This is a genomic window from Achromobacter sp. ACM05 (assembly GCF_019218915.1).
Taxonomy (GTDB): domain Bacteria; phylum Pseudomonadota; class Gammaproteobacteria; order Burkholderiales; family Burkholderiaceae_B; genus Achromobacter; species Achromobacter animicus.
The window spans coordinates 166,689-178,401 of the sequence record NZ_JAHUWQ010000003.1; the positions used below are offsets into that span (position 1 = coordinate 166,689).

The 11,713-nt window shown below is 64.3% G+C and carries 15 protein-coding genes; 8 read left to right on the plus strand and 7 right to left on the minus strand.

The window, feature by feature from the left end; all coding sequences use genetic code 11:
- Positions 1-13 precede the first annotated feature (13 nt).
- The 5 genes from KW836_RS19090 (at position 14) to KW836_RS19110 (ending at position 4,077) form a co-directional block, all read left to right on the plus strand.
- Positions 14-1,672, plus strand: a complete 1,659-nt coding sequence (locus KW836_RS19090) for an ATP-binding protein (RefSeq protein ID WP_218344421.1) — start codon at positions 14-16, stop codon at positions 1,670-1,672.
- Positions 1,673-1,832: 160 nt separating this feature from the next.
- Positions 1,833-2,225 (plus strand): phage holin family protein, encoded by a 393-nt coding sequence (locus KW836_RS19095; protein WP_175124327.1) that lies wholly within the window; start codon positions 1,833-1,835, stop codon positions 2,223-2,225.
- Positions 2,200-2,790, plus strand: coding sequence for a hypothetical protein (locus KW836_RS19100; protein ID WP_218344422.1), 591 nt, complete (start codon positions 2,200-2,202; stop codon positions 2,788-2,790). The genes KW836_RS19095 and KW836_RS19100 overlap by 26 nt, the downstream gene beginning before the upstream one ends.
- A 111-nt stretch (positions 2,791-2,901) precedes the next feature.
- Positions 2,902-3,489 (plus strand): TetR/AcrR family transcriptional regulator, encoded by a 588-nt coding sequence (locus KW836_RS19105; protein ID WP_218344423.1) that lies wholly within the window; start codon positions 2,902-2,904, stop codon positions 3,487-3,489.
- Between the two features lie 87 nt (positions 3,490-3,576).
- The gene (locus tag KW836_RS19110) at positions 3,577-4,077 is read left to right on the plus strand and encodes a hypothetical protein (RefSeq protein ID WP_218344424.1); all 501 of its coding nucleotides are present in this window, start codon (positions 3,577-3,579) and stop codon (positions 4,075-4,077) included.
- 7 nt (positions 4,078-4,084) lie between these two features.
- Here KW836_RS19110 and KW836_RS19115 read toward each other — a convergent pair whose 3' ends face one another.
- A complete protein-coding gene (locus KW836_RS19115) occupies positions 4,085-4,558 on the minus strand; it encodes a low affinity iron permease family protein (protein ID WP_218344425.1) in 474 nt (157 codons plus the stop codon).
- A 117-nt stretch (positions 4,559-4,675) separates the two neighbouring features.
- Between KW836_RS19115 and KW836_RS19120 the strand changes: the two genes are divergently transcribed.
- Positions 4,676-5,761, plus strand: a complete 1,086-nt coding sequence (locus KW836_RS19120) for a calcium:proton antiporter (RefSeq protein ID WP_218344426.1) — start codon at positions 4,676-4,678, stop codon at positions 5,759-5,761.
- 11 nt (positions 5,762-5,772) lie between these two features.
- Here the strand turns inward: KW836_RS19120 and KW836_RS19125 are convergent, their stop codons facing one another.
- The 6 genes from KW836_RS19125 to KW836_RS19150 form a co-directional block, all read right to left on the minus strand.
- Positions 5,773-6,081, minus strand: a complete 309-nt coding sequence (locus tag KW836_RS19125) for a hypothetical protein (RefSeq protein ID WP_218344427.1) — start codon at positions 6,079-6,081, stop codon at positions 5,773-5,775.
- A gap of 42 nt (positions 6,082-6,123) precedes the next feature.
- The gene (locus KW836_RS19130) at positions 6,124-7,218 is read right to left on the minus strand and encodes a mechanosensitive ion channel family protein (protein ID WP_175138675.1); all 1,095 of its coding nucleotides are present in this window, start codon (positions 7,216-7,218) and stop codon (positions 6,124-6,126) included.
- 224 nt (positions 7,219-7,442) lie between these two features.
- The gene (gene hdeA / locus KW836_RS19135; protein WP_056563757.1) at positions 7,443-7,742 is read right to left on the minus strand and encodes an acid-activated periplasmic chaperone HdeA; all 300 of its coding nucleotides are present in this window, start codon (positions 7,740-7,742) and stop codon (positions 7,443-7,445) included.
- 194 nt (positions 7,743-7,936) lie between these two features.
- A complete protein-coding gene (locus KW836_RS19140; RefSeq protein ID WP_218344772.1) occupies positions 7,937-8,794 on the minus strand; it encodes a ZIP family metal transporter in 858 nt (285 codons plus the stop codon).
- A gap of 374 nt (positions 8,795-9,168) precedes the next feature.
- The gene (locus KW836_RS19145) at positions 9,169-9,420 is read right to left on the minus strand and encodes a hypothetical protein (protein WP_175138674.1); all 252 of its coding nucleotides are present in this window, start codon (positions 9,418-9,420) and stop codon (positions 9,169-9,171) included.
- 216 nt (positions 9,421-9,636) lie between these two features.
- The gene (locus KW836_RS19150; RefSeq protein WP_218344428.1) at positions 9,637-9,861 is read right to left on the minus strand and encodes a CrpP-related protein; all 225 of its coding nucleotides are present in this window, start codon (positions 9,859-9,861) and stop codon (positions 9,637-9,639) included.
- A gap of 574 nt (positions 9,862-10,435) precedes the next feature.
- Here KW836_RS19150 and KW836_RS19155 point away from each other — a divergent pair.
- Together KW836_RS19155 and KW836_RS19160 are read left to right on the plus strand one after the other, a co-directional pair.
- Positions 10,436-11,314 carry an MBL fold metallo-hydrolase gene (locus KW836_RS19155; protein ID WP_218344429.1) on the plus strand — a complete coding sequence of 293 codons (879 nt, stop codon included), beginning with the start codon at positions 10,436-10,438 and terminating at the stop codon, positions 11,312-11,314.
- 83 nt (positions 11,315-11,397) lie between these two features.
- Positions 11,398-11,580: a hypothetical protein gene (locus KW836_RS19160; RefSeq protein ID WP_218344430.1), complete on the plus strand. Its 183-nt coding sequence runs from the start codon at positions 11,398-11,400 to the stop codon at positions 11,578-11,580.
- Positions 11,581-11,713 lie beyond the last annotated feature (133 nt).

Genomic DNA, 11,713 nt, shown 5'->3' on the forward strand with positions numbered 1-11,713 from the left:
CGCTGAATCGCGCGTGCTCGTCTACGCACCGATCGGCCGCGACGGGGAAGCCGGCGCGCGGCTGCTGCAGCGCGCGGGTTTCGACACGTTCGTCTGTCGCAATATCGAGGAGCTGCTGGCGCAGGCGGACGCCGGCGCCCTGGCCGTCTGTTTGACCGAGGAAGGGCTGTTCGGCAAGAACCTGGAACTGGTGTCCGAGTGGCTGAAGGCGCAGCCGGCGTGGTCGGGGCTGCCGTTCGTTGTGTTGACCGGCAAGACGCAAACCGGCCCTATCGTGCGCTGGCGCGAGAAAATGACCGAATTATTGGGCAATGTCTCGCTCCTGGAACGCCCGGTTCAGAGCCTCGCTTTGACCACCACGGTTCAAACGGCGGCGCGCGCCCGGACCCGGCAATATGAAATCCGCACGTTGCTGCAAGCTGAGAAGCAGGCCGCGCAGGCGCTTGAGTCGGTCGTGGCAAGCCGGACGCGCGAACTGGAACTGGCCAACGCCGAGCTTCAGCAGCAGATGCGCGAGCGCAGCAGGATCGAGGAATCGCTGCGCCAGGCCCAGAAACTCGAAGCGCTGGGTCAGCTCACCGGTGGGGTGGCCCACGACTTCAATAACCTCCTGATGGTCATCTCCGGCGGGCTGCAAATGCTGCAGCGTCCCATCGACGAAGCGCGGCGCACCCGCTTGTATGGCTCGATGCGGCAGGCGGTGGACCGCGGCGCCTCGTTGTCTCGCCAATTGCTGACGTTCGCGCGCCGCCAGGCGTTGCGCCCGGAGGTCCTCAACCTGAACACGGTCGTTCAAAACATGCTCGAGATGCTCGAGCGCAGCCTGCGCGGCGACATCGTCATTGCGTTGGCGCTGGCCGACGACCTCTGGCCGGTCGAAGTGGACCCTGGTGAGTTGGAACTCGTCATCCTGAATCTGGCGGTCAACGCGCGCGACGCCATGCCGGACGGCGGTGTGATCGAGATCCGGACCGAGAACATGACCGCATCCGGGAAGGGTGAATTGACCGTCGACCACATTGCATTGCGGGTGTCGGACACGGGGACCGGCATGAGCCCGGCGGTGGCTGAACGCGTGTTTGAACCGTTTTTCACCACCAAGGATGTCGGCAAGGGATCGGGGCTGGGGCTGGCGCAGGCGTACGGCTTTGCCAAACAATCGGGCGGCGCCATCGATCTCTCCACCGAGATGGACGTCGGCACCACGGTTTCGGTCTTGTTGCCGCGGTCGAAACGGCGGCTGGCTGCGCAGGGAAAATCGGGCGAGTCCGGCGTGGTCCAGGAGCGGCCGGCGGCCTTGAACGTGCTGCTGGTGGAAGACGACGCGGACGTTGCGACGCTGACCGCCAGCATGCTGGAAGAGCTGGGTTATGTCGTGACGCCCGCCGCCAGTGCCGCCGAAGCCTTGGACGTGTTGAATGACGGCGCCGCTATTGATGTGATGCTGACGGATGCCATGATGCCCGGTGGCAAGAGCGGCATTCAACTGGCGCGGGAAGTGCGCGCCCAGAGGCCCGATCTTCCGGTGGCGTTGATGACCGGCTTTCTGGGCGAGGAAGTGAAAAGGGCGGGGCAAGAGGGTATTCCGCTGTTGTCCAAGCCGTATCGGCTGGAGCAACTGGCGGGGTTGCTGCTGCGCCTGACTGGCAGACGCGCTGCCGGGCGAGGATAGGGCGACACCTTCCAGCAGGATCGCGTCGCCGGCCAATCGCTCAGACTCCACGTGCAGCTCTGGCCGGCGCATTGGCGGTAACAGCCGCGTTGTGGCGTCTCGCGGGGCGAACGGGTATGGCATTTGCTGACATCGCCCGTCATCGCCCCAAGGAGACGCCATGATTTCAGAACGCTTGCGCAGATTGCGCCGCATCGCGGCTTTTGCTGCCGAACGCTCGGGGGACTATGTCGAGTTGGTCGGCATCGAACTGTCCCTGTACCGGGCCGCGCTCGTCGCCACGGTGATCAGCAGCGTGGCCCTGGTTTTCTGCGGTCTGGGCACGTTGGGGTTCGTGTCGGTGGCCGCCATCGTGAGCTTCTGGGACACGGAGCATCGCAAACTTGCCGCGTGGCTCGTTGCCGGCGCGTGGTTGCTCATCACGCTCATTTCGCTCGCCATTTCGACACGTAGCGCACCGAAGGGGTCGCCCTTTGCGGAGCTGAGCCACCAGGTGCGCCTCGATACCGCTGCTGCACGGAGCCACTATGCCCAAGATGACCACGCTAGCTGACAAGGCGGCCCTTCTGGCCAAGATGGAACGTGACCGCCAGGCGCTCTCCGTTCCCATGGCGCGCAGCGCGCCCCGCAGCAAGGTCGGCGGGGCGTGGGCGCGGACCGCGGCACTGGCCGCGGGAGCTTCGCTCGGATGGCCAAAGTTTTTACGGCAGCCCCTGCGCGCGATGGCTGCCGTGGCGCTGCGCGACCGCGTTAACGAGTTGATGGGCCGCATGCAGGTGCGGCGCGTCAGCAATCCATTGCCTGATCCGGACATGGCGCGGCTGGAAAAGATGGTTGAGGAAGTGCGCGCCGCCGCGGTGCGCTCGGCCGATGACGCGGAGATCGAGCGCCTGCGGGCGCAGCTGGACGACCAGGTGAGGCGGCTGCGGACGGCGCGGGCGTTGCAGGCCACGCAGGCCTCGCGCGCGTTGCGGCCTTCGGATCCGTCGAATCTGTCACGGCCGGCGCATGCGCCGATTCCTTCGGCCCGGTCGAGTCCGGCGCAGTTGTCGCGGCCGGCGCATCCTTCGGGCAACCTCGAGGCGCCTACCGGCCGGGATGTGTCGGCGATTCCATAGTTGGACACGAACAAGGCGGCGCTGTAGCCGCCTTGACATACAACCGACCAACTAGTAGATTGGCGAGCATTCGCATCGACTTGCCCCCCGCCAATCGGAGTCATTCTGGCCATGAGCCTGGAACTTTCTGCCCGCGCCGCCGAGATCGTCGCGCATACCAAACTGCTGCTCGCCGAAGGCGGCTATCACGGGTTCAGCTATGCCGACGTGTCCGAACGCGTGCGCATCGGCAAACCCAGCATCCATCATCACTTCCCGACGAAGGCCGAACTCGTCCTGACCGTCGTCGTCCGCCATCGCGAAGAAGCGCTCGCGGGTCTGGCGGCGCTGGATCAGCACGTGGCAGATCCGGTGAAACGCCTGACCGCCTACACGGACTACTGGGCCAAGTGCATCCGCGAAGGCAGCGCGTCGATGTGCATCTGCGCGATGCTGGCGGCGGAGTCGCCGATGATTCCCCAGGAAGTCGCGGCCGAGGTGCGGGCTTACTTCAAGGATTTGACCGCCTGGCTCGCCTCGGTGCTTGAAGCCGGGGCGACGGCAGGGCAGCTCCAACTGCGCGATAGCGCGCAGGTCGAGGCGCAGGCCTTCATGTCCACCGTGCATGGCGCCATGCTGACCGCGCGTGCGTTCAACGATCCGAAGGCGTTTGCCGCGATCACCCAGGCCGCGATCCGGCAAATGGCTGTGCCGGCCTGACAGCAGCTAGGCGCGTGCGAAAGTGCGCGCCTTTTTTTTTTCTACATAACCGACCAACTAGTTGGTTGTTAATCAGGAGCCACCCTCGTGCCGCATCCCATTTCCGCCCTCGGGGCCGTCCATACCCTCATCAGTCTCATTCCTGCCGCCGCAGGGCTCTACAGCCTGGCACGCTATCGCCGCGTTGAACCGGGCACACCGGCCGGCAAGACGTATGTCGCCGGCATGGTGGTCGCGGTATTGACGTCGTTCGGGCTGTCCAGCAGCGGCGGCTTCAATGTGGGGCACGCGCTGGGCATCCTCGCGTTGCTTGCGATCGCAGGTGCGTTGCTTGCGCCGCGTATTCCCTTTCTGTCCAACGCGCACCCGTATCTCTCGCAGCTTGGTTTTTCGTTCAGCTTCTTTCTGCTCTGGGTGCCGGGCATCAACGAGACGTTGACGCGCCTGCCGATGGCGCATCCTCTGGCAAGCGGGCCCGACTCGCCTGTCGTGCGGGGCGCGCTGGCCGCTTGGCTGGGCATATTTGTCGTGGGCGCGGTAGTTCAGGCGATCTGGCTGCGCACGCATCGTCGACGCGTGCGCGCCTGATGGCCCGCTAATCGTCACGGCGGCGGCCGCGTGCCCGTTGACGATGTTGCTTGCGGGCGCGGGCAGTCAGCGCCGACGCCAAGGCAAGCAGCTTGTCTTCATCCAGCCGCTCGGCGTCGACCAGTTGCTCGTCGGCCCCCCTGACCGCAATCAGCAGCTCGTCCAGTTTCAGATGCAGCGCCTCGCTGTCCTTGTTCTGGCTTTGCTGAATCAGGAAAACCATCAGGAAGGTGATGATGGTGGTGCCGGTGTTGATGACCAGTTGCCAGGTCTCGGAGAAGCCGAACGCGGGCCCCGAGATCGCCCATACCACTACCGCGATGAGCGCGATGCCGAAAGCGACGGGCGAACCCGCCCACTTGGTTACAAGCGACGCGAAGCGGTCAAAAAAATGGGAAACCGGATTGGGTTTGCCGGTCTTCCGGGGTCGTGGTTGCGGCCGGGATCTCGTTTGCCGCTTTGCTGCGTTCCTTTTCGGCATGGCGCTCCATCCATACATGCACGGACCCCATGGACAGCAAGCCGCATGCCCGATTCCGCGCGCCTCGGCTGGAACGGTGCGTGCTAGGCTCTCGGAATTCCGGCCCGCCACGTTGCGATGAAATCCCTACTGCATTCCGAAAAATTCCTGCTGCTCGCCTGCGTGCTTGCGATCGCGGGGTTCATGATCGACCCGCAACTTGAGGGTCTAGGCCAAGCCGCAAGCCTGGCGGAAACGGCCGTGCTGATCGCGGCGATCCTTGCCGCCTCCCTGAGCGTTGCGCGCCATGCCGAACGCATCGCGCAGAAACTCGGCGACCCGTACGGCAGCATGATCCTGACGCTGTCAGCGGTGTTGGTGGAAGTGATCGTGCTGGTGATCGTCTCGTCCAAGGCGGGCTCGCCGACGCTGGTTCGCGACAGCATCTATTCGGCGGTCATGCTGGATATCAACGGCATTCTTGGCGTGGCCGCCCTGATCGGCGGGTTCAAGCACGGCGAGCAGGCATACAACGACGATTCGGCGCGCACGTACAGCGTGATGATCCTGACAGCCGTTACGGTGTCGATGATCATTCCCGAGTTCGTGCCGCAGCCCAGTTGGCGCGCCTATAGCGCCTTCACCGTGGTGTCGATGCTGCTGATGTACGGCGTGTTTGTGCGCATGCAGACCGGGCCTCACAGCTATTTCTTCAGCTACAGCTACCCCGAAAAAAAGACGCGCACGCCCGTGCCGCCCGGCGGCGGTCCCGGATGGCGCCAGTCGGCCGCCGTGATGGCGGTAGGCATCGTGGCGGTGGGCGCGCTGGCCGAGCAGATGTCGCATGCGCTGAACCGCAGTCTGGAAGGAATGGATGTGCCGGTCGGGCTGATCGCCCTGGTGGTGGCGGGCATCTCGGCCGCGCCCGAGATGTTGACGGCCTTCCGGGCAGCGCTTGCCAATCGCATGCAGTCGGTGGTCAACATCGCGCTCGGGGCGTCGCTGTCGACCGTGATCCTGACCGTGCCGGCGATGGAGGCAATGGCCCTCTTCACCGGCCAGCGGATCGACATGGCGATGACGCCGCTGCAGACGCTGATGATGCTGGTCACGTTGATCGTGGCGGCCATCAACCTGAATGACGGCCAGACCAACGCCATCGAAGGCCTGACGCACTTTGTGCTGTTTGGCGCGTTCCTGATGCTGCTGACCCTGGGGCTATAGCGACGGAAGGTTTATTCCTTCGGCCCGGACTTCTCCCGCAGCACGGCCGGCGTGTCGTCGGCCGGCTCGAACATGCCGCCTTCCACGTCGGGCTGCGGTGCGGGATTGCCATCAATGGCCTGTTGCTCCACTGACGCGTCTTCCCGGGCGCGCTCCCGGTCGTTGGCCTTGGCCAAGTCCTTCTGCACACGATCCGCAATATCAACCTGGTCTTCGGTCGACGGCTCGGGAGCGGGATTGCCGTCTGCGTTCGTGGCGGCACGCGCCGGATCGTGGGCGTCTGCGGCCGGATCGCGGCCGCCGGGATGGTTGGCGTTCATGGTGTTCTCCTTGAAAACGCATTCTGGCTGCAAGCCCCGTGCCTATCCGCGCGCCGACGCCAACACCGGCTCGGCCGGTTCCTCGGATTCGGGCGCGTTGACGTGGACGATGCGCTCCGGCAGCGCCAGCGTGATGCCCGCCGCTTCAAGCGAGCGCATGATGCCCAGGTTGATCGCCTGCTGAGTGTCCATGTAGCGGTTGTAGTCCGCGCTCATCAGGTAATACACGGCCTCATACTCCAGCGCGCTGTCGCCGAATCGCGCCAGATGCGCGCGGTCGAATCGCACGTCGGCCTGCTCGTTGATCCGGTCGCGCAGGATGCCCGGGACGGTGGCGGCGCGTTCGACGTCGGTCTTGTAGCTGATGCGCACCGAGAAGACGATGCGCCGCTGCTGCATGCGCTTGTAGTTCTGGATGGTCTGCTTGAGCAGTTCGGTGTTCGAGCACACGATCTGCTCGCCGCCGAGGCTGCGGATGCGGGTGGTCTTCAGGCCGATGTGTTCGATGCTGCCTGCCACCGCGCCAAACACGATGAAGTCGCCCACTTCAAACGGCTTGTCCAGGCCGATGGAGATGGAGGCGAAGAGGTCGCTCAGAATGGTCTGCACCGCCAGGGCGACCGCGACGCCGCCGATGCCCAGGCTGGCGACCAGCGCCGTGATGTTCACGCCCAGGTTGTCCAACATGGCCAGCAACGCGACCGCCCACACGAAGGTGCGCAGCAGCAAGCCGAGGAGGGTGGCTGTGACGAGGCTGGCTTCGCCACGCGCCAGGACGGCGCGGCGCACCATCACGTCCACGGCGCGTTCCAGCCACAACGCGCCTTGCAGCGCCATCAGCACGAACCACAGATGACTGATCGTGGCGCCGCTCCACGGCATGGGCGCATCGCTGATGTCGATGCCGGCCATCAGGCACAGCAACGCCAACACCACCCAGTTGGTGCGGCGAAGGATCTGGGCCATGGCATTGGCAAAGCCGTGGCCGGGCAGTTGCGCGCGCGCCTCCAGCCGCGCGCGCACCACCTTCAGCACGGTGGCGAGCACCATGAACAGCACCGCGCCCACGCCCAGCGCGATGATCCACAGCGCCAGCGGATGTGCGTTGATCCAGTCTCCAAAAATCCATGAATTCATCGTCGGGCCTCCAGTTGCGGGAAGCGCGACCGCAGCAAATGTTGTTCCTTGCAGCGCAGCACGGCGCGTGCAGGCACCTCGCACTGGGCGCGTGGTTTTTAAGAACAGGGGAGATTGCGGAGCGCCGGACGGGCGCGGAAGGAGGGGAAGCGCAGGAGATAAGCCGAGCAGCCGCCGATGCAGCCAAATCCCCCGGAGCGCAAGCTCCAGGGGAGCGCGAACAATTATTTCTTCAGACCCGCCAGGGCGTCGCGCAGCATCTGTTTGGGGTTTTCGTTGCACTGCTTGACCAGCATCGGCGTGCGGGTGCTGATGCCCTCGACGTCAAGCACGGCCTCTTCGGGCTTGCCCTTGTTGTTAAGCGCTTCTGCATAGCTGACGACGACGGGGCGATAGGTCTCTTGGACGCCTAGGAAATCCTGGCATTGCCATAGCGCGAGAGGCTTTTTCGCATCAGCTGCCTGGCCGGTGACCGCGAAGGTCATTGAGCCAATAAGACCAATCATCAGTAGGTGCTTCTTCATATTCGAGCTCCTGGGGGTTGGCTTGCAGACGAAACGGCTTACTGAGAAACGGACAAAAACGGCCTATACAAAAAACGTGAGCGCAAGGCTCACCGGCCTAAATTACTGAAAACGGATGAGCGTCGTCAACGCACATTGCACCAAAGGGCGGAATGACGCGTTTATACCGGTTAAGCCGTATCGCCGGCCTGACGTCACTGCAGGGCCGTGTCCAGCACCATCATCAACACAAATCCCAGCATCAGGCCGCAGGTGGCGGGGACTTCGTGACCTTTCCGATGGGTCTCGGGAATGATTTCGTGGCTGATGACGAACAGCATGGCGCCCGCGGCAAAGCCCAACCCCCACGGCAGCAACGACGCCGACCAGCCGACGATGGTTGCACCCAGCACTGCGCCCAGCGGTTCCACCAGGCCGGAGGCCATGCCGAATCCCACCGCGAATGCGCGCCGGTAGCCGGCGGCCAGCAGCGCGATGGCCACCACAAGGCCTTCGGGCACGTCCTGAATCGAGATCCCCAAGGCCAGCGAGCCGGCCTGCACGGGGTCTGCGCCGGCATAACCGACGCCGATCGCCAGGCCTTCGGGAAAGTTGTGCAGCGTGATCGCAAACACGAACAGCCACGTTCGCCGCAGGTTGCGGGCGGGCTTGCCTTCCTTGCCCTTGATGAAGTGCTCGTGCGGCAGGACGCGGTCCAGAATCAGCAGCGCCGACGCGCCGAGCAGGATGGCGCCGGCGATGGAGAGTCCGGCGCCCCATGGCCCTCTGCCGAGCTCGCGGGCGGCGTCCAGGCCCGGAATGATGAGAGAAAAGGCGCAGGCGGCCAGCATGATGCCGGCGCCAAATCCCAGCAACGTGTCCTGGACCCGTTCGGGCACCCGTTGCGAAAAGGCCACCGGCAACGCGCCCAGCGCGGTGGCGCCAGCGGCAAGCAAGCCCCCCAGCAGCGCCGCACCCACCGCCGGATGCGAGGCGTCCAGGTAACGCCACAGGGCGAAGACGCCGAACGCGCTGAGTGCGAGCAGACTGGTTCCGAGCAGGCCCTTGAGCATGGACGCGCGCGGATCCGGCAGGGCTTGGCCGTCCTGCACGGCGGGGCGGGGCACTTAACGCGATCCCGGAAAGCGTCGCGACGTCAGCGCCCAAGATGGCCATGCGTATGCCGTAAGCGCTGAATCCTTTTGCGTGCGGTGGCGTGGCCGTTTCATGATGTTCCTCGGTTGAAGGGCCGGCGCCTCGTTTCTGGGCTGCCGGCCATGTCGTGCTGTGGTTCTGCGGTGGTGCGATAGCGCATTCACACTACAGGGCCGTGACGCCAGAGCAATGCGCGTGCCCGGACCCCAGGCGGAGGCGGGGTCAACGAAAAAAGAGCGCCCGAGGGCGCTCCAGAAGACTTAAGCGCGCAATGCGCCGGGTCTTGCAAAGATCAGGTCAGGCAGAACTGCGGGGCGCCGCTGGCGTCGACGCGCCGGATGCCTTTGAGGATCCATTTGGCGTGACGCTCGGCCTCGTGCTGCGCCGAGAACAGCTTGCCGCTGGGGATGGGCCAGACGGCCTTCCCGTCGTGTTCGCCGTCACGCCGGGTCGTGACGTCGAGCCGATACTTGCCGCTCGGCAACTCAATGACATCGCAGTGGACTTTGAATCCATCTACGCAAATACCCTTTTCAGTATTCATCGTGCGCTCCAGAGCGTGGTGTTCGGAAAATTTCCTGCCCGGGATTTTGCAAAAACTGCCTCCACGCGGGTGCAACAAAGTGCAAGAATTCCCGACCAAGGCCCGCAAGCGAATTTGCGCATGAAAACGCGCCGCCAAATGCCCGACGGTTCTTCAAATGAATCGGGCCCTGGACGATGCCCAGGGCCCTGGCGGGATACGCACCGCAGGCAGTGACTAACTGCGGGTGATCGTGAAGGGGGATGACGGCGCGCGGCCGACGACGCGAGATCTGACGCCGTCTTTCCAGCCGGCCTTCCACATCTCGACGCGGCTGCGCCATTCATGGACTGATTCGCCGGTCTGCGCAGGCATGGCTGCGGAGCGAAGATAGGGGCAATCCAAAAGGGTCAACCCTTGGCGCGCGGCGTCTGCTCCCAACTTCTGGATATCCACTTGCATGGCAACTCTCCCAAAAGATGCGAGCAGCTAGTGTGCCGATGGCACTGCGCTCGCGCAACGGAGGGCGTGTAACGCTGCGTTTCTTTGTTACATCGCCGTAAAACACGCTATTTCTGCCGCAAAAAAGCGCCCCGCGCGATGCGGGGCGAAGACTCACGGTCCAACAAAACGCAAAGGTCACAGCGACGTGGCGAGGCCGTGCCAGCCACCGGACTCCCCAACCAGAGACCGGTAACCCTGCCGCTGTGACAACCGGATCGCCGCAACTATTGTTCCCGTCGCGCGTGGCGGAAAGATGACGGCGCGTAGCGTGCATTCATGCCCATTCACTGATGCGATTTCTACACGACCGGAAAAATTTGACGTGCGCTGGTTTCTCAAGCTGGCTGGAAGCGTCGGACTGCTGAGGCGGGCGTAAACGTGCAGGCCGATCAATGCGCGCGTCGGGGGGCCATGCCTGATACATCGCGTGTGCCATGGTCCCCGCTCGGAATGCCGCTTGCGGCCCCGACGGCTTCTGCCGCGTCTGAATTTGCCGAGAGGCGCGCGGCCTTTATCAAGGGAGCGCGCCGATATGAAGATCCATCATCTGAACTGCATTTCCACATGTCCGGCCGGAGGCCGCCTGATGGATGGGCGCTCGCCACCGTGGGCGTGGCGGGGCCGGCTTTGCTGCCATTGCGTGCTGCTGGAGCTGGACTCGGGTGGGCTCGCGCTGGTCGACACCGGCCTGGGCACGCGCGACGTGCGCGATCCGCGCAGCCGGCTCAGCGCATTTTTTCTGGCGCTGGTGAAGCCGGAATGGCGCGAGTCGATGACCGCGCGCTGCCAGATCGAAGCCTTGGGATTTTCTGCCGAAGACGTGCGGCACATTGTGTTGACCCACCTGGATTTCGATCACGCGGGCGGCCTTGATGATTTTCCGAATGCGATCGTGCACATGATGCAGCGTGAAGCCGACGTGGCCCTGCTGCAGGAAAGCTGGATGGACCGCCAACGCTTCCGGCCGCAGCAATGGTCTTCGCGCCCGCGCTGGCGCTTTTACGAGGCGGGCGAAGGCGAGCGATGGTATGGCTTTGCGCGGGCTCGCCCGCTCGATGGCCTGCCGCCGGAAATCGCGCTGGTCCCGCTGTCCGGCCACACGTTCGGCCATGCGGGAGTGGCGATGCGTGGGCTGGACAGATGGCTGCTGCTTGCCGGCGATGCGTATTTTCATGTCGACGAGATGTCGCTGGAGCGGCCGGGCTGTCCCGTGGGACTGCGGCTTTACCAATGGATGCTTGAACATGACCGCGCCGCGCGCCTGGACAATCAGCGCCGCCTGCGGGAGCTGATCCGGTCCAACGGGGACAGCGTTCTGGTCTTCAGCGGTCACGATACGTTGGAGTTTGAGCGGTTGGCGGGCCGGCGCAGCGCGATCCCGGCCGGCGAGACCGCGCGTCATTCCGCGTGATTGTGGCCCGCCAGATTTTAGGCGCGCCACTTGCGGCAAGGCTGCGCCCGCCGGCGGCTTTGCCGGCCTATCTGGAGCACGTCATGACTCAGCAACAGAACCAGCAGGACCAAAAGCAAAACCAGCAGAACCAACAAAACCAGAACGATCGCAATCAGCAGAATCGTCAACAGGAGCAGCAAAACCAGAGGCAGGATCAGCAAGGCCAACGACAGGGCAACCGTCAAAACGAACAGAACGAGGAACGCCAGCAGCAACGTAAGTAAGCAGGTACGTAAGTAAGCGCCGATGGACCGGGCGGCGCGCGGCGCAGTGCGCCGGCGCCTCGGGCCTTCACCGCGCAATGCATTCTCCCTTTGGATAAGACGATGCCGACCCCTTTTGTGCCGAAGACCTGCG